This is a genomic window from Pseudomonas sp. GW821-FHT12A04 (assembly GCF_058807755.1).
The window spans coordinates 1-15258 of the sequence record NZ_JBXAQZ010000019.1 but is presented as its reverse complement, the minus strand read 5'-3'; the positions used below and the strand labels follow the sequence as shown (position 1 = coordinate 15258).

Annotated in this window: 17 protein-coding genes; 8 read left to right on the top strand and 9 right to left on the bottom strand. The window is 61.2% G+C overall.

What is annotated here, in order from left to right; genetic code table 11:
• Window positions 1-71 precede the first annotated feature (71 nt).
• The 3 genes from AC1RS8_RS25660 to AC1RS8_RS25650 all read right to left on the bottom strand — a co-directional run bounded on the left by AC1RS8_RS25660 (window position 72) and on the right by AC1RS8_RS25650 (window position 2127).
• The gene (locus tag AC1RS8_RS25660; RefSeq protein WP_167362844.1) at window positions 72-221 is read right to left on the bottom strand and encodes a hypothetical protein; all 150 of its coding nucleotides are present in this window, start codon (window positions 219-221) and stop codon (window positions 72-74) included.
• Window positions 222-387: 166 nt separating this feature from the next.
• On the bottom strand, window positions 388-1431 hold the full coding sequence (locus AC1RS8_RS25655) for an LLM class flavin-dependent oxidoreductase (protein WP_489340353.1): 1044 nt from the start codon (window positions 1429-1431) through the stop codon (window positions 388-390).
• 210 nt (window positions 1432-1641) lie between these two features.
• Entirely contained in the window at window positions 1642-2127 is a 486-nt protein-coding gene (locus AC1RS8_RS25650) for a flavin reductase family protein (protein ID WP_008000480.1), read from the bottom strand.
• 323 nt (window positions 2128-2450) lie between these two features.
• Between AC1RS8_RS25650 and AC1RS8_RS25645 the strand changes: the two genes are divergently transcribed.
• Window positions 2451-3857, top strand: coding sequence for a purine-cytosine permease family protein (locus tag AC1RS8_RS25645; RefSeq protein WP_340315567.1), 1407 nt, complete (start codon window positions 2451-2453; stop codon window positions 3855-3857).
• A 69-nt stretch (window positions 3858-3926) separates the two neighbouring features.
• Here the strand turns inward: AC1RS8_RS25645 and AC1RS8_RS25640 are convergent, their stop codons facing one another.
• A complete protein-coding gene (locus AC1RS8_RS25640; RefSeq protein WP_489340354.1) occupies window positions 3927-4547 on the bottom strand; it encodes a glutathione S-transferase family protein in 621 nt (206 codons plus the stop codon).
• A gap of 329 nt (window positions 4548-4876) precedes the next feature.
• On the opposite strand from AC1RS8_RS25640, the gene AC1RS8_RS25635 reads away from it, so the two are divergent.
• Complete coding sequence (locus tag AC1RS8_RS25635; RefSeq protein ID WP_489340355.1) at window positions 4877-6202, top strand: OprD family porin; 1326 nt, start codon at window positions 4877-4879, stop codon at window positions 6200-6202.
• An 81-nt stretch (window positions 6203-6283) separates the two neighbouring features.
• Here the strand turns inward: AC1RS8_RS25635 and AC1RS8_RS25630 are convergent, their stop codons facing one another.
• Both AC1RS8_RS25630 and AC1RS8_RS25625 read right to left on the bottom strand, forming a co-directional pair.
• On the bottom strand, window positions 6284-7615 hold the full coding sequence (locus AC1RS8_RS25630; protein ID WP_090454763.1) for an ATP-binding protein: 1332 nt from the start codon (window positions 7613-7615) through the stop codon (window positions 6284-6286).
• The gene (locus AC1RS8_RS25625) at window positions 7612-8352 is read right to left on the bottom strand and encodes a response regulator (protein WP_008023822.1); all 741 of its coding nucleotides are present in this window, start codon (window positions 8350-8352) and stop codon (window positions 7612-7614) included. The genes AC1RS8_RS25630 and AC1RS8_RS25625 overlap by 4 nt, the downstream gene beginning before the upstream one ends.
• A 306-nt stretch (window positions 8353-8658) precedes the next feature.
• Here AC1RS8_RS25625 and AC1RS8_RS25620 point away from each other — a divergent pair, with 306 nt between their 5' ends.
• The 3 genes from AC1RS8_RS25620 to AC1RS8_RS25610 all read left to right on the top strand — a co-directional run bounded on the left by AC1RS8_RS25620 (window position 8659) and on the right by AC1RS8_RS25610 (window position 10588).
• Window positions 8659-8922 carry a DUF2790 domain-containing protein gene (locus AC1RS8_RS25620; protein ID WP_057715446.1) on the top strand — a complete coding sequence of 88 codons (264 nt, stop codon included), beginning with the start codon at window positions 8659-8661 and terminating at the stop codon, window positions 8920-8922.
• Window positions 8923-8970: 48 nt separating this feature from the next.
• The gene (locus tag AC1RS8_RS25615; protein WP_090454765.1) at window positions 8971-9225 is read left to right on the top strand and encodes a hypothetical protein; all 255 of its coding nucleotides are present in this window, start codon (window positions 8971-8973) and stop codon (window positions 9223-9225) included.
• A 145-nt stretch (window positions 9226-9370) separates the two neighbouring features.
• Entirely contained in the window at window positions 9371-10588 is a 1218-nt protein-coding gene (locus AC1RS8_RS25610) for a cytochrome c biogenesis protein DipZ (RefSeq protein ID WP_489340356.1), read from the top strand.
• A gap of 9 nt (window positions 10589-10597) precedes the next feature.
• On the opposite strand, the gene AC1RS8_RS25605 is transcribed toward AC1RS8_RS25610, so the two are convergent.
• Complete coding sequence (locus tag AC1RS8_RS25605) at window positions 10598-11590, bottom strand: AraC family transcriptional regulator (protein WP_429522045.1); 993 nt, start codon at window positions 11588-11590, stop codon at window positions 10598-10600.
• Between the two features lie 177 nt (window positions 11591-11767).
• On the opposite strand from AC1RS8_RS25605, the gene AC1RS8_RS25600 reads away from it, so the two are divergent.
• Together AC1RS8_RS25600 and AC1RS8_RS25595 are read left to right on the top strand one after the other, a co-directional pair.
• Window positions 11768-12037, top strand: a complete 270-nt coding sequence (locus AC1RS8_RS25600; RefSeq protein WP_493163947.1) for a DUF4242 domain-containing protein — start codon at window positions 11768-11770, stop codon at window positions 12035-12037.
• 45 nt (window positions 12038-12082) lie between these two features.
• The gene (locus AC1RS8_RS25595) at window positions 12083-12895 is read left to right on the top strand and encodes a class I SAM-dependent methyltransferase (protein WP_090454771.1); all 813 of its coding nucleotides are present in this window, start codon (window positions 12083-12085) and stop codon (window positions 12893-12895) included.
• A 133-nt stretch (window positions 12896-13028) separates the two neighbouring features.
• On the opposite strand, the gene AC1RS8_RS25590 is transcribed toward AC1RS8_RS25595, so the two are convergent.
• Complete coding sequence (locus AC1RS8_RS25590) at window positions 13029-13415, bottom strand: DUF488 domain-containing protein (protein ID WP_218498316.1); 387 nt, start codon at window positions 13413-13415, stop codon at window positions 13029-13031.
• A 2-nt stretch (window positions 13416-13417) separates the two neighbouring features.
• Window positions 13418-14140, bottom strand: coding sequence for a phosphatidylcholine synthase (pcsA, locus tag AC1RS8_RS25585; protein WP_090454774.1), 723 nt, complete (start codon window positions 14138-14140; stop codon window positions 13418-13420).
• A 257-nt stretch (window positions 14141-14397) separates the two neighbouring features.
• On the opposite strand from pcsA, the gene AC1RS8_RS25580 reads away from it, so the two are divergent.
• On the top strand, window positions 14398-15126 hold the full coding sequence (locus tag AC1RS8_RS25580) for a tellurite resistance TerB family protein (RefSeq protein WP_090454776.1): 729 nt from the start codon (window positions 14398-14400) through the stop codon (window positions 15124-15126).
• Window positions 15127-15258 lie beyond the last annotated feature (132 nt).

Here is a 15258-nt window from a genome sequence, read left to right as displayed (position 1 = left end):
CGAAACACGATGCACCGTACGCGCCATGCAATGGCGAGACGCGGGGTGCGTGATTGGCTGTTCGGGTGGGCTCAGTGAACTATTTGCCAGAAACCGTTCTGCTTGGCCGAAACGCTGGCGCGCAGGCGCTTGAAATGCAGGTGCGAAGCGGTCCATTCACCGCGCAGGTAAGCCCGCGCGGCGCCGGAGGGAAGGGCGAGTGATGGGAGGTGACCAGTCATCATTGGAATCGACCCATGTAGGAGCGAGCCTGCTCGCGAAAAACTCTAGGCAACGCGGTGTTTCAGATGGCCCGCGTTATCGTTGGCGTCCATCGCGAGCAAGCTCGCTCCCACAGTTGAGGTGTGCTGACCCCCGGCTTCGCGTCCGGGGAGCAGGGCGGCGCAATCAGCGGAACGCTGGCACCACATGCTTGATGAACAGCTCCAGGGATTTTTTCTTTTCCGCGTGGGGCAGGCTGTTATCGCACCAGAAGCTGAATTCGTCGACCCCCAGTTCCTGGTAGTACTTGATGCGCGGAATGATTTCTTCCGGGGTACCGATCATGGCGGTCTTGTGCAGGCTTTCCAGTTCGAACTCAGGGCGACCGGCGAATTTCTCTTCCGGGCTCGGTGCGAGGAAGCCGTTGACCGGGGTGGTCTTGTTGCCGAACCAGGCATCGAAGGTGCGATAGAACCTGGAGATTGCCTTGGCCCCGACTTCCCAGCCTTGAGGATCGTCGGCGGTGTGCACGTGGGTGTGACGCAGTACCATCAGTTGCGGTCGCGGCACGCCGGGGTTGTTGTCGAGCGCGGCCTGGAATTTGTTCTTCAGGTCGAGGACTTCCTCGTCGCCTTTCATCAACGGCGTGACCATGACGTTGCAACCGTTGGCCACGGCGAAGTTGTGCGAGTCCGGGTCGCGGGCGGCGATCCACATCGGCGGGTTCGGCTGCTGGATCGGCTTGGGTACGCTGGTGGAGGTCGGGAATTTCCAGATGTCGCCGTCATGGGCGTAGTCGCCGTTCCACAAAGCCCGCACCACCGGAACCATTTCCCGCAACGCCTGGCCGCCAGAGGAGGCCGGCATGCCGTCGGCCATACGGTCGAACTCGATCTGGTAGGCGCCACGGGCCAGGCCGACTTCCATGCGTCCGTTGCTGATCACATCGAGCAACGCGCATTCACCGGCCACCCGCAGCGGATGCCAGAACGGCGCGATGATGGTGCCGGCGCCCAAGTGAATGGTGGTGGTTTTGCCCGCCAGGTAAGCCAGCAGCGGCATCGGGCTTGGCGAGATGGTGTATTCCATGGAGTGGTGTTCACCGATCCACACGGTGCTGAAACCACCGGCCTCGGCCATCAGCGTCAGTTCGGTCAGGTCTTCGAACAACTGGCGGTGGCTGACGCTTTCGTCCCAACGTTCCATGTGTACGAACAGGGAAAACTTCATGACGCTTACCTCGGATCTATTGTTGTCGGCCAGTCGATCGCGGGCCTGTTGATTATTGGTATACCATAATACGAAATCTGTGCAAATGTTTCTCACTGGTCAGTGAGCAACCTGTGGGAGCGAGCTTGCTCGCGAAAGCGGTCTGCCGGGCCATGTGGATGTGACTGACAAACCGTCTTCGCGAGCAGGCTCGCTCCCACAAGGCGGAGATCAGGCCAGAACGGGCAACGCGCCCATCTTGCCGTGGCAATACACCAGTGGCCCGCTGCTCTGGCGGGGCACGATCAGGTTTTTCACCGCGCCGACCATGATGGCGTGGTCACCGCCTTCATATTCGCGCCACAGCTCACATTCGATGACCGCCGTTGCATTGGCCAGAATCGGGTTGCCCAGCTCGCTGAGCGTCCACTCGATCCCCTGGGCCTTGTCCTTGCCTTTGCGCGCGAAGGCATAGGCTTCGTTTTGCTGGCCGCCGGAAAGCACGTGGATGGCAAAACGTTTGTTCTTGATCAGGACCGGGTAGGAGTCGGAGCTGTAATTGGGGCAGAACAGCACCAGAGCCGGGTCCATCGACAACGAACTGAAGGCGCTGGCGGTCAGGCCGACGATTTGCCCGTCGTCATCCAGGGTGGTGATCACGGTCACTCCGGACGGGAACGAACCCATGACTTGTTTGTAGATGGCGGCATCGATCATTGGATGGTCCTCGGGTGGTGTGACGCGTTTTTATGTGTTTATAGGTCTGATGGTATACCGTAATACATCGATTGCAAGGTCTTTTTAGGTGAACCGATAAACGTAAGGCTTTCGTCTGGAACCCAATGATTGCTGGGCTTTAAGCTAGCAAACGCTGGCGTGGATCGGGCAGGATGCCGGCTCAGATGCTTGTTCAAAGACCGGATCAGTCTTGTTTAAAGTTTGGAATACCATAATATGGTCCGCATCTGAGGGGCGGCCAGAGAGTCCCCCCGGTTTGGCTTCATACAAAGATAAGAACAGACAAACTCGAGTTCATGCACATGTCCCAGATGTCCAGGCAAGACCCGTTGATCGAGAACCATACGGTCGACTACGTTCCACTCGCAGAGCGCCACGGGAAGGCCCGCGATCTCTTCACCCTGTGGTTCAGCACCAACATCGCGCCACTGCCCATCGTCACCGGCGCCATGGTGGTCCAGGTGTTCCACCTCAACCTGTTCTGGGGGTTGCTGGCGATAGCCCTCGGGCACATGGTCGGCGGCGTAGTGATTGCGCTGGCGTCGGCCCAGGGACCGTGCATGGGCATCCCGCAGATGGTGCAGAGCCGTGGTCAGTTCGGCCGCTATGGCGCGCTGCTGATCGTGTTCTTCGCGGCATTGATCTACATCGGTTTCTTCATTTCCAACATCGTGCTGGCAGGTAAATCGATTGTCGGCATTGCGCCGTCGGTTCCGGTGCCGGCCAGCATTCTCATCGGCGCCTTAAGCGCCACGGCCATCGGGGTGATCGGTTATCGCTTCATCCATACCCTGAACCGCATCGGCACCTGGGTGATGGGCGGTGCCTTGCTCGCCGGTTTCCTCTATATCTTCGCCCATGATCTGCCGGCGGACTTCTTCACTCGCGGCGGGTTCAACCTGTCCGGCTGGCTGGCCACGGTGTCGCTGGGCATCATCTGGCAGATCAGCTTCTCGCCGTATGTGTCGGACTACTCGCGTTACCTGCCTGCGGATATTGGGATCGCCAAGCCATTCTGGGCCACGTATCTGGGGGCGACCCTGGGCACGATCCTGTCGTTCACCTTCGGCGCCGTGGCGGTACTGGCGACCCCGGAAGGCACCGAGGCGATGGCGGCGGTCAAGCAGTCCACCGGTTGGCTGGGGCCGATCCTGATGGTGTTGTTCCTGCTCAACATCATCAGCCACAACGCCTTGAATCTGTATGGCGCAGTGCTGTCGATCATCACCTCGATCCAGACCTTCGCCAGCCAATGGACGCCCAGCATCAAGGTGCGCGTGGTGTTGTCGGGCATCGTGCTGGCGGGTTGCTGCGTGGTGGCGCTGGGTGCCTCGGCGAATTTCATTTCGCAATTCATCGGCCTGATTCTGGCGCTGTTGCTGGTGCTGGTGCCGTGGGCCTCGATCAACCTGATCGACTTTTACCTGATCAAGCGTCGTCGCTATGACATCGCCTCGATCTTCCGGGCTGACGGCGGCATCTACGGTCGCTTCAACCTGCATGCGATCATTGCCTACTTCATCGGCATCATCGTGCAACTGCCATTCGCCAATACTTCACTGTACGTCGGACCGTATGCCAATCTGGTGGAGGGCGCGGACCTGTCGTGGCTGGTGGGGCTGGTGGTGACGTGCCCGTTGTATTACTGCCTCGCTACGCGAAGCCAGGCGCAGGAAAGCCGTTCGGCGAAGTTCGGCTACACCGACTGAGGCAAAGTCGTTTCGTGTTCGTCAGAAAATGCCCGGCGACATGGGGGCATTTTTGTTTTCGGCGAACGCTCAGGAATGGTTGAACACATTCATACCGCGTTGAACTGCCGGCCTGGCTTCGACTGTGTCGAACCAGCGCGATAGCTGAGGCAGTTGCTTCCAGTCCAGCCGATCACGGAACGCCGTGGCAATGGTGAAGGCCGAAATGTCGGCCATGGAGAACTGCGCTCCGGCCATGAAGTCGTCCGTCAGAAAGCTTTCCGAGTAGGTGAGCTGTTCAATCACCCGCAGATCGATGATCGCCGCCGCCTTGGTCTGCCCCGCCTGGTGCAGAAAAAAGGCGGCATGGCTGGGGGCGATGACATCGGTCACGAAAAAGAAATAGCGGTCGATCACCCGGGTGCGATCAGGTCCTGGCTGCGCCGGTGCCAGCCTTCCGGGCGCAATGGAATCGGCGTACTGGATGATGGCGTTGGACTGGTTGATGACCAGCACCGGAGTTGTCCCGTGATCGATCAGGGTCGGCACTTTCCCGGCCGGGTTAAGCGCCAGGAAGGCCGGGCCACGGTGCTCCTGTGCATACAGGTCGAGCTTGCGTGCCGTATAGGCGATGCCCGACTCTTCCAGGGCAATCGCGGCCCTCAGGCTGTTGCCGGTGTTCGCGCCGTAAAGTTCGATTTGATCGTTCATGGGTCATTGCTCTTGTAGTGACATACCAGCAGCCACCGATCGCTGCCGATGAAGTCAGTATGATGAAAATCCGCCGCACCGATATTCAAAAACACTGATCGTCCATACCCCTGTGCGACAAGGCTTATCCCTGTACGAAAACTACTTTCACCGCGTTTGATAATAGCCTCTCGAAGTGTTTTAAGAGTTTCACAAGCCAGTCAGTCAACCCTCACCTCGAACGTCCGATGACTCATGTCACTCATCGAGCGCTGTTGCGTGGGCGGTAATCGGGTCCTGTCTGGCGGTGAAACCTTCAAATAACGATAAGAAACACCCAGGAGCCCCCTATGTTCAAACGAGCGATTCCCACCGCAGTCCTGCTGGTCACCAGTTCGGTGTGCGCACAGGCTGCCGATACCGCAGGCCATGGTTTTCTGGAAGACAGCAAGGCCAACCTGTCGATGCGCACCCTGTACTTCAACAGCGACAATCGCGATGGCAGCGCTGCCCCCTCGAAAACCGAAGAGGCGGCCCAGGGTTTCGTGTTGCGCTATGAGTCCGGGTTCACGCAGGGCGCGGTGGGGTTCGGGCTCGATGCCCAGGCGTTGCTCGGCATCACGCTGGACAGCGGAGCGGGGCGCCACGTCGGTAGCGGCATGATTCCCTCTGACGGCGACGGCGCGGCCGATGCCTGGAGCAGCTTCGGCCCTACGGCGAAAATGCGCCTGGCCAAGACTGAATTTCGCTACGGTACCTTGCTGCCGAAATTGCCGATCCTTCTGGCGAACGATGCCCGTGTGTTGCCGCAATCGTTTACCGGTGCGCAGGTCACCTCGAGCGACATCGATGGCCTGACGTTGACCGGCGGTGTGCTGGAGCACGCGGTAGGACGCGCCTCGACGGACCGCACAGGTTTGTCGGTCGCCGGCAGCACGCGGGACAGCAACAAGTTCTACTACGCCGGCGGTGACTACAACCTCGCCAGGAACCTGAAGACCCAGTATTACTTCGCGCAGCTGGAAGACTTCTACAACCAGAACTTCCTCGGCCTGACGCACATCCTGTTCATCGACAGCGCCAGCTCGCTCACCACCGACCTGCGTTACTTCCGTACCACATCGAGCGGTGCCAACAGCTCTGCCTCCGGCCGCGCGCAAGGCTATCGGGTATCGGGCTACACCGACGACAACGATGGTGAAATCGACAACAGCACCTGGGCCGCGATGGTCACCTACAGCCACGGTGGTCACGCAGTGTCGGTGGGGCATCAACGTGTGGGCGATGGCAGCAACTTCGTCCAGCCCAACCAGGGCAGCCTGGTGGACAAGGGGGCGGGCGGCGGCAGTGTCTACCTGCCCACCGACAAGATGATCCAGAACTTTGCCCGGGCCGGCGAGCAGACGAATTTCGGCCAATACACCTACGATTTCGCGCCCTTGGGCGTGCCGGGCCTGAAAGCCTCGATCGTGTATCTGAAGGGCACGGACATCAAGGCGCAAAACGCCAGTGACCAGTCCGAGTGGGAGCGCGACATGACCCTGGACTACGTGTTGCAATCGGGTACGTTCAAGGGGGTGGGGTTCACACTGCGTAACGCCAGGTCCAATACCGATGCCGGGCGCAACGTGGATCAGAACCGGTTCATCATCAATTACACCTTGTCGTTGTTGTAATCACGGCGCACCCCCTGTGTGCGGGCTTGCCCGCGAAGGCGGCCTGACAGCCGACCATTTTCTACGGTTGGTCCGGCATTCTCACCCCTGAGCCAAACCCTTCTGCCCCGGCAATCGCAACTCCGCACACAACCCGCCCCCTTCGCGATTGCTCAAGGTCAAGGAGCCTCCAATCGCGACCGCCAGTTGCTGGGCGATCGCCAGCCCCAGCCCGGTGCCGCCGGTGCTGCGGTTGCGGGAATTCTCAACGCGGTAGAACGGTTCCATCACTTGCTTGAGTTCTTCCTCGGCGATCCCCGGACCACGGTCGAGGATCTTGATCGAGAGGTTGCCATCGGCCTGCTTTTGCACCCGCAACTCGGCGGCACCGGCAAACTTCAATGCGTTGTCCGTCAGGTTGACCAGCACCCGGCGCAAGGCGTGGGGGCGGGTGTCGATGACGGCGGCACTCTTGCCGCTGAGCTGAACATCCTTGCCCACGTCCTGATAGTCGAACACCAGGCTGTCGAGGAACGAGTCGAGGTCGGTGCGGCGGCTTTCTTCGGTGGCACCGTGGATGCTGCGGGCGTAGGCCACGCCTTCGCGCACCAGGTGTTCCATTTCGCCCAGGTCGTTCCACAGTTTGTCTTTTTCGCTGGAGTCGTCCATGAACTCGGCGCGCAGTTTCATGCGGGTGATCGGGGTTTGCAGATCGTGGGAGATTGCCGCGAGCAATTGCATGCGTTCCTTCAGGTACGCCGCGATGCGTGCCTGCATCGCGTTGAAGGCCTTGGCGGCGTGGGCGACTTCGGTCGGGCCTTTTTCGTCCAGGAGTACGGGATGGGCGTTGGGGTCCAGGGTTTCGACCGCACCGGCGAGGCGGGTGAGGGGGCGGATGGCGATTCTGACCGCCAGCCAGGAGCAGGCCAGCATCAGCGCCAGTTGCCCGAGCAACACGACGGGCAGCCAGGGCGACAACGGCACCATCGCCGGGCGGACGTCGATGGTCAGCGGGCTGCCATCGGCCAGGTTCAAGTGCACCTGGAAATGTTTTTTCGGCCCGGGGATGTCGGTAAAGGTCATCGGGTAATCGTGGCCGATGGCGTCTTTGATCGAGGCAATGGCAATGGGCGCATCGGGCATGTCGGTGCGGATGGGCGTGCCCGGCGACCCCTCATTGAGCATGTAACTGTAATTGCGCCGCTCCAGTTGTTTGAGCCAGGCGGCTCGCTCATCGGCGGGCAAGCGGTCGAGGATGGCAACGGACGTGGAAACGTCGGTTTCCAGGTTGCCGAGCATGGTGTTTTTCGAGGACTCGTAGCGTTCGTAGTACTGCGCGCCGAAGGACAGCGCCTGGGCGAGGATCAGGCCGATCAGGAATATCAGCGACAGCCGCGAGGCCAGGGTCCGCGGCCAATGCAGCGCCAGGGTCATGATTGATCGCCCAGGATTTCCACCGGCAGGGAAAACACATAGCCTTCGCTGCGCACGGTCTTGATGTAGGCCGGTTCGCGAGCGTCGTCGAGCAAGCGCTGGCGCAGACGACTGACCAAAAGATCGATGGAACGGTCGAACAGGTCGGCGTCGCGGCCCTGGGTCAGATTGAGCAATTGATCGCGGTTGAGCACCCGTTGTGGATGGTCGAGAAACACCCGCAGCAATCGATATTCAGCACCGCTCAGGGCCACCATGGTGCCGTCTGCATCGAGCAGGTGACGGGCCGAGGTGTCCAGGCGCCAGCGCCCAAAGGCCAACAGGCGGCTGGCTTCGGTCACCACCAGGTTCGGTGGCAGCATGCGGGTGCGTCGCAGCACCGCGTTGATCCGCGCCAGCAGTTCACGGGCAGCGAATGGCTTGACCAGATAGTCGTCGGCACCCATTTCCAGGCCGAGGATGCGATCGGTTTCATCGTTGCGGGCGGTGAGCATCAGCACTGGCGTGGCCTTGTGCTTGCCGGCGCGCAGTTCGCGGCAGAGCAGCAGGCCATCGTCACCCGGCATCATGATGTCCAGCACGATCAGGTCCACCGGGGTGGTTTCCAGAAAGGCGCGCATCTGCCGTCCATCCGCCACGACCGTGGTGCGCAGGCCGTTCTTCTTCAGGTAGTTGCCAACCAGTTCGCGGATTTCGCGGTCATCGTCAACGATGAGGATGTGATCAACGTGATCCATTGGGCCAAACCTCTGGTGAATGGGGAATGCCACACAGTCTATCGAGACTGGGCGGGCTCGCCTGCCGCCCTTTGTATTGCAGTGTATCCGGCTTGCCTGCGGATACACACGAAGGCAAAAAAGCCGATTTTCAGCGGTTTTGTATTGCTTTGTATCCAGGCACCGTTCTGATACGTACCGATTGATTCTCGCCGATTCCCGACACAGACGAGATACCTCGCAGGCTTTTAATAGGTTCCATCGAGGCAAACCAGAGCGCCTCGGCCCAACGAACAGTTGACCTGTTGAAACCTTGAGGAGTCCGCCATGAACACCAAAGCCATCTACGCAGCCTGCCTGTTTGCCGCACTGAACATCTGCACCTTGTCGGCCCGTGCCGAAGCCGATGTCGCTCCCAGAACCTACACCTATGGCACCCAACTGGATATCAGGAAAGTGGTGTCGCTGACCGAGGACACTACGCCTTCCTGCGGCGTGGTGAATGCGCGGCTGACGTACCTCGACTCCCAGTCAAAAACCCAGGTGCTGGATTACAGCAAATTCGCCGACAACTGCAACTCGGAAAACTGAGTGTCGCGATCAACCCCCGCCAAATCCATTTGCAACTGGAAGGACATCATGAACAACGTTACCCGCTACTTGACCGCCATCGTCTTTTCCGCCGCCGGTGCGGCGGCCCATGCCAACGCCGCTGTCGAGCAAAGCGCCTGCGCCAGCAACACCTGCTTCCAGCTCACGCCGGTTGCAGAGAAGGGCACCCAGGGCTTCCTGGCGCAAGACGGCTCCAGCCGCACGCCGCAGGGGCAGATGCTCGCCGAGAACGGTTCCAGCCGCACGCCTCAGGGGCAGTTGCTGGATGAGCAGACGGCTTGAGAACACCCCGATCCACTGTGGGAGCGAGCTTGCTCGCGATAGCGATGGTTCAGTCAACGATGTGTCGCCTGACCGGACGCCATCGCGAGCAGGCTCGCTCCTACAGTGGTGATGTGTTGCCCTCTAATTTGCATTAGGTGATCCCATGTTACTCATCGCTTTCCTGGGCGGCATATTGACCGTCCTCAGCCCTTGCATCCTGCCGGTCGTTCCATTCCTGTTTGCCGGGGCCGACCGTACACGCTCCTCGATCCTGCTGACCCTCGGCGGCATGGTCCTGACCTTTGCCCTGGTCTCCAGCCTGGCCGTGGTCAGCAGTGAGTGGGTGATACAGGCCAGCAACACCGGCCGCCACGTGGCGCTGGCGGTGATGGTGCTGTTCGCCCTGTCGCTGATCTCCGCCCGGGTCGGTGACTGGCTGGCCCGTCCATTCGTGCTGCTGGGCAATCGCATCGACCCGGACTCGCGCAAGATGTCCGGGCCGTTGGCTTCGATCATGATCGGTGTCGCCACCGGGCTGCTCTGGGCACCCTGCGCGGGGCCGATCCTCGGCGTGATTCTCACCAGCGCCATGCTGCAAGGTGCGAACGCCGGCACCAGTCTGTTGCTGGTGGCCTATGGCGCGGGCAGTGCGCTGTCCCTGGGCATCTTGATCTTTGCCGGGCGCGGCCTGGTCAATCGCTTGAAACCGTCGATTCCGGTCACCGGCTGGTTGCGCCGTGGCGCCGGGGTTGCGGTGCTCGCCGGTGCGGCGGTGATTGCAACGGGGGCCAATGACCTGTTGCTGGCCAACACCTCATCGGAAGGTGTCAACAGTGTGGAGAAAGGCGTGCTGGAAGCCGTGCCGAAAGTCGTCGATTACCTGGTCAGCAAGGTCAGGGCAGACAGCACCATGGGCGATGCCCAAGGCGCCATGCCCTCGCTGTCCGGCGCGGTGGAATGGCTCAACTCGCCGGCACTGAGCAACGAGGCCCTGAAAGGCAAGGTTGTGCTGGTGGACTTCTGGACCTTCGACTGCATCAACTGCAAGCACACCCTGCCGTACGTGAAGGAATGGGCGAAGAAATACGAAAAGGACGGGCTGGTGGTGATCGGCGTGCACACGCCTGAATACGGCTTTGAGCGCATCATCGACAACGTCAGGGCCAAGGTGAAGGAATACGGCATCACCTACCCGGTGGCGATCGACAACAACTACGCGATCTGGCGCAACTTCGACAACCAGTACTGGCCCGCGCACTACCTGATCGATGCCAAGGGGCAGGTGCGTTACACCCACTTCGGCGAAGGTAGTTACGACACTCAGGAAAAAATGATTCAGCAGTTGCTGGAGGAGGCCAAGGCCGGCACGCCAGCGGCGTAACTTGTTCGATCAATGGCTCACGGGTCTTGCCCCGTGGGCCATGGTTTTTTTCTCCTGACCGCGCCGCCACGCCGCCGGTGGCGCACCGAACTCGCGACGGAAGGCGCGGCTGAAAGCGGTATCGGTCTGGTAACCGACTTCTTCGGCGATGCGCGTCAATGAGCTGTTGCTGCTGCGTAACAGGTTAGCGGCGAGCAACATGCGCCATTGCGTCAGGTACTGCATCGGCGACACCCCCATCAGTTGCTGGAAGCGTTCGGCCAACACCGATCTTGAGGTGTTGGCGGTGCGCGCCAGTTCTTCCAGTGTCCAGGCGTGGCAGGGTTTTTTGTGCAAGGCGTTGAGGGCTGCGCCGACGATGCGGTCGCGCACACCGGCCAGCCAGCCGGTGCGGCCTTCGCCTTGTTCGTTCATGTACAGGCGCAACACTTCGATGAACAGCACTTCGGCCAGTTTGGCCAATACCCCTTCGCCGCCAGGGCGGGGCGAGCGGGCTTCGGCGAGGGCATAGCGCACGGAGGATTCCAACCAGATACCGGCATCCGAACCGCGCACATTGACCCGCACCACCGCTGGCAAGCCCTTGAGCAACATGCCCGCCAGGCGCGTGTCGCACGCCAGGTAACCGCACACCAACCGGGTGACCGCGCCACCCCCGCCATAACTCAACTGCCGGGGCCGGCGCGCCAGCACGGCATCCAGTCGCGCACCCGTGGCCGGGGGCAATCCGGGACGTGAGCACATGCGATGGGCGTCGCCCTGGGGGAAGATCACCACGTCGCCCGCACTCAGATGCAGCGGCGGGTCATCGCCCAGTTCAACGTAGCACTCACCTTCGGTTATCAGGTGAAAGATCACTACCCGTTCCGCATCGGGTTCTAGAAACGGCGCAGCGGTGTCGGCGCTGGGCGACTGGTAGCACCAGGGCGCGGTGAACCGGGCGTTGATAAAGATCGCGCCGACCAGATGCACGACGCGCAGGGTCTGCGACAGAGCGTCCATTGGGGTTTCCCGTGGAAGGATTCCTGATTGTGAGCGCCTCGGCGCGCAACGTGGAATCTCCGGACGATCGGGCAGGGTTGGGCGACGATCGGACAGGACGCCAGCGCCCGTCAGGGCGATAGTTTGATCACAGGGTGAGTGCCGCCCTGCCATCAAGAACAATAAAGAGAGGTTGCCATGCCTAAGTTCGTCATTGAACGTGAGATCCAGGGCGCCGGAGCATTATCGGATAGGGATTTGAAAGCCGCTTCGCAAAAGTCCTGCCGGGCGTTGCGTGAGTTGCCTGAGGTGCAGTGGCTGCAGAGCTATGTCACCGGTGACAAGCTCTACTGCGTGTACATCTCGCCGAACGAAGAGCAGGTCAGGGAACACGCTCGGGTGAGCGGGTTTCCCGCCAATCGCATTTCCCAGGTCATGAGCATCATCGATCCGACAACGGCGGAGTGAATGCCCGCCAGGCCCGACTCGTGTTTCAACCCAGAGACCTTCTCCATGAGTACACCTATTGATCTGACTGCCTTGAAAAACCGCCAGATGGCCTCCTGGGCCAGCGGCGACTACGCCGTGATCGGCACCACCCTGCAGATCGTCGGCGAGCAACTGGCCGAAGCCTGTGACCTGTTGTGCGATGAGCGCGTGCTCGACGTTGCCGCCGGTAACGGCAACGCAACCCTCGCGGCTGCGCGCCGTGGCTGCCAGGTGACGTCCACCGACTATGTCGCCGCCTTGCTCGAACGCGGCGAAGAACGGGCCCGGGCAGAAAGGCTGAATGTCTCCTTCCAGGTCGCCGATGCCGAAGCCTTGCCCTTTGCCGACGGCAGCTTTGATGCCGTGCTGTCGACCTTCGGTGTGATGTTCACGCCGGACCAGCCCAAAGCCGCCGCGGAACTGGCACGGGTTTGTCGCCCGGGCGGGCGGATTGGCTTGGCCAACTGGACGCCGGAAGGTTTCGTCGGCCAGATGTTCAAGACCCTTGGCCAGCACCTGCCACCCCCTCCGGGTGCCAATCCGCCCTCACGCTGGGGCACCGAAGCCTGGCTGCACGAGCATTTCGACGAACGTGAATTCCTGCTCCAGGTGACGCGTCGCACGTTCAATTTCCGCTATCGCTCGGCGGCGCATTTCATCGATACCTTCCGCCAGTGGTACGGGCCGGTGCACAAGGCCTTCGCCGCGCTGCCCGCGGATGGCGCCAAGGCCCTGGAGACCGACTTGACCGAGCTGATCAACCGGTTGAACCGGGCGGGCAACAAATCGCTGGTGGTGCCGAGTGAATACCTGGAAGTGGTGATCACGCGGCGTTGAATGACAACCCTGTAAAAAACTGTGGGAGCGAGCTTGCTCGCGATAGCGGTCTTCCAGTCACAGATGCTGTGGCTGACCCACCGCCTTCGCGAGCAAGCCCGCTCCCACAGGGTGTGTGTGGTGGTCATGGCATCTAAATCACTACGGCCCCACGCGCCTCCAGCAACTCGCGCAACACCGACCGATGGCAATGCGCTTCATCCTCGCAATAACAGCCCACGGCCAGGGACGTCTGATGGGACAACGCGGCCAGCAGATCCAGTAACTGACTGGCAGCGGGCTGGCTCATCTCGGCCTTGAACTTGCGCCGGAACACCTCCCAGGCCTTGGTATCTTGCGCAGCCTTGGCCTCGGCCACCAACTGCGCACTGGGCGACAGCAGCGGCTGCCAGACATCATAAAAGTCCCGACGGGCGAATTCGGCTTTCGGTACGCCACGGGGAGGGCGGCGTACCGTGCCCAGGCGCAATCCTTCATCGGGTCGACGGGGTGAGCCGAGTTGAACGATATGGACCGCCATGGCTACTTGAGCCTCGATTCGTCGAACCACTCCAGCGCCGTGCGCCACAGGCAGATGCCCAGGAAGTACGCCGACATCAGCAGCCACAGCCCCATCACCCACGGGTTGATCAGCGGATGGTTGAGCACCAGTGACAGGCTGCACAGCAACCAGATGGCCGTCACCGCAATGTTGATCGGCATGAACCGGCGCACGCGAAACGGGTGCAGGAATTTCATCCGGGTCACGGTCAGCAGGGCCAGGCCAACGACTGTAATGAAGGTGATCCACGGCGAGGGGGCGATGATGTAAAGGCACAGGGCAACCACGTTCCAGGCGGCGGGGAAGCCCTGGAAGTAGTTGTCCTTGCTCTTCATGTTGACGTTGCAGAAGCAGAACAGCGACGACACCAGAATCAGCGACACGCTCAGCAGCAAGGTGTAGTCCGGCAACGGGATATAGCGATAGATAAACAGTGCCGGGATAAACACGTACGTCAGGTAGTCGATCACCAGGTCGAGGATCGAGCCATCGAAGCTCGGCAACACCGACTGCACGTTGACCTTGCGTGCCAGCGCACCGTCCAGACCGTCAACGATCAGGGCGACACCCAGCCACAGCAGGCAATGGGTCGGCTGGTTTTCCAGCAGGGACAGAGTGGCGAGGAAAGCGGTGACCACGCCAGTGGCGGTAAAACCATGGGCGCCCCATGCTTTGAGCCTGGCGATGTACAGGGTTGAAATCACAGGGGCGTTCTCCAGTGAATGAAGCAAGCCAGTTGTCACCTCGTGTACGGGGTGGTGGCAAACCGGGTCGGGTTGCAGGTATCGACCGGGTATCCGGGAATAAGGTTCACCACTCATGAATCTTAGCTGCGCCGCAAGAAAATACCCCGGACGAATCCGGGAAAGCGCGGGCGGGTCAGCCCAACGGTGCTGGCACATTCGCCTGCGGGGGCTATCGTTGCCTGACTGGATAAACGCCCTTCAAGAGGACAAACGTCATGAACACCAGCGATCTGCTCGAACAATTACTGCGCGCCGGCCAGGGCTCGATGGCGCGACAGGGTGGCGGTGGCGCATCGGCCCAGGGCGGGCTCGGCGACCTGGGTGGATTGCTCGGCGGTTTGTTGGGCGGGGGTGCCGGTACCAGTGCTGGCGGCGGTGGCGCAGGGTTGGGTGGTTTGCTCGGTGGTTTGCTTGGCGGCGGTTCGCCGATGGGCGGTGCACCGCAAAGTCGTTCCGCTGGCGGCACCAATTATGCCGCGCTGGCGTCCCTGGGCATGATGGCGTTCCAGGCGTACCAGGCCTGGCAGCGCAGTCAGGCCTCGGCGCCGCAGGAAGCGCCACGGACCGTGGACTTGCTGGCCGGCCCGGAGGCCGAGGAGCACAGCCATGCGATCCTGCGGGCGTTGATTGCCGCGGCCAAGGCCGATGGCCGCATCGATGACGCCGAGAAGCAGATGATCAGCACTGAAATCGGCCGTCACACCGACGATCCGCAATTGCAGCAATGGCTGGACGACGAGGTCGCCAAGCCACTGGATGCCTATGACATCGCGCAGTCGGCCACAGACCCGGGCATGGCCTCGGAGATGTACCTGGCCAGCGTCATGCTGGTGGACGACCAGCAGGACGCCGAGCGCAACTATCTGGATGAACTGGCCGCGGCGTTGCAGATCGACCCGCAGTTGCAAGTCCACCTGGAGCAGCAGGCCAAGGGCACAGCCTGACGGGGTGCTCCCACATTTTGATCGCCGCCGAGCGCCGATTCCGTGTGCGCTGAAAATCACTGTGGGAGCGAGCTTGCTCGCGATGCGGCCGACCCAGTCAACATCCCTAGAGCCTGACACACCGCCATCGCG

Excerpts from the sequence above, each read along its gene's own strand:
- AC1RS8_RS25650 (WP_008000480.1), bottom strand. The coding sequence starts at position 2,127 with ATGATCGATGCCGCCATCTACAAACAAGTCATGGGTTCGTTCCCGTCC.
- AC1RS8_RS25655 (WP_489340353.1), bottom strand. The coding sequence starts at position 1,431 with ATGAAGTTTTCCCTGTTCGTACACATGGAACGTTGGGACGAAAGCGTC.
- AC1RS8_RS25605 (WP_429522045.1), bottom strand. The coding sequence starts at position 11,590 with ATGGACGCTCTGTCGCAGACCCTGCGCGTCGTGCATCTGGTCGGCGCG.
- AC1RS8_RS25615 (WP_090454765.1), top strand. The coding sequence starts at position 8,971 with ATGAACAACGTTACCCGCTACTTGACCGCCATCGTCTTTTCCGCCGCC.
- AC1RS8_RS25595 (WP_090454771.1), top strand. The coding sequence starts at position 12,083 with ATGAGTACACCTATTGATCTGACTGCCTTGAAAAACCGCCAGATGGCC.
- AC1RS8_RS25610 (WP_489340356.1), top strand. The coding sequence starts at position 9,371 with ATGTTACTCATCGCTTTCCTGGGCGGCATATTGACCGTCCTCAGCCCT.
- AC1RS8_RS25645 (WP_340315567.1), top strand. The coding sequence starts at position 2,451 with ATGTCCCAGATGTCCAGGCAAGACCCGTTGATCGAGAACCATACGGTC.
- AC1RS8_RS25640 (WP_489340354.1), bottom strand. The coding sequence starts at position 4,547 with ATGAACGATCAAATCGAACTTTACGGCGCGAACACCGGCAACAGCCTG.
- AC1RS8_RS25590 (WP_218498316.1), bottom strand. The coding sequence starts at position 13,415 with ATGGCGGTCCATATCGTTCAACTCGGCTCACCCCGTCGACCCGATGAA.
- AC1RS8_RS25635 (WP_489340355.1), top strand. The coding sequence starts at position 4,877 with ATGTTCAAACGAGCGATTCCCACCGCAGTCCTGCTGGTCACCAGTTCG.
- AC1RS8_RS25630 (WP_090454763.1), bottom strand. The coding sequence starts at position 7,615 with ATGACCCTGGCGCTGCATTGGCCGCGGACCCTGGCCTCGCGGCTGTCG.
- AC1RS8_RS25660 (WP_167362844.1), bottom strand. The coding sequence starts at position 221 with ATGACTGGTCACCTCCCATCACTCGCCCTTCCCTCCGGCGCCGCGCGG.
- AC1RS8_RS25620 (WP_057715446.1), top strand. The coding sequence starts at position 8,659 with ATGAACACCAAAGCCATCTACGCAGCCTGCCTGTTTGCCGCACTGAAC.
- AC1RS8_RS25600 (WP_493163947.1), top strand. The coding sequence starts at position 11,768 with ATGCCTAAGTTCGTCATTGAACGTGAGATCCAGGGCGCCGGAGCATTA.
- AC1RS8_RS25580 (WP_090454776.1), top strand. The coding sequence starts at position 14,398 with ATGAACACCAGCGATCTGCTCGAACAATTACTGCGCGCCGGCCAGGGC.
- AC1RS8_RS25625 (WP_008023822.1), bottom strand. The coding sequence starts at position 8,352 with ATGGATCACGTTGATCACATCCTCATCGTTGACGATGACCGCGAAATC.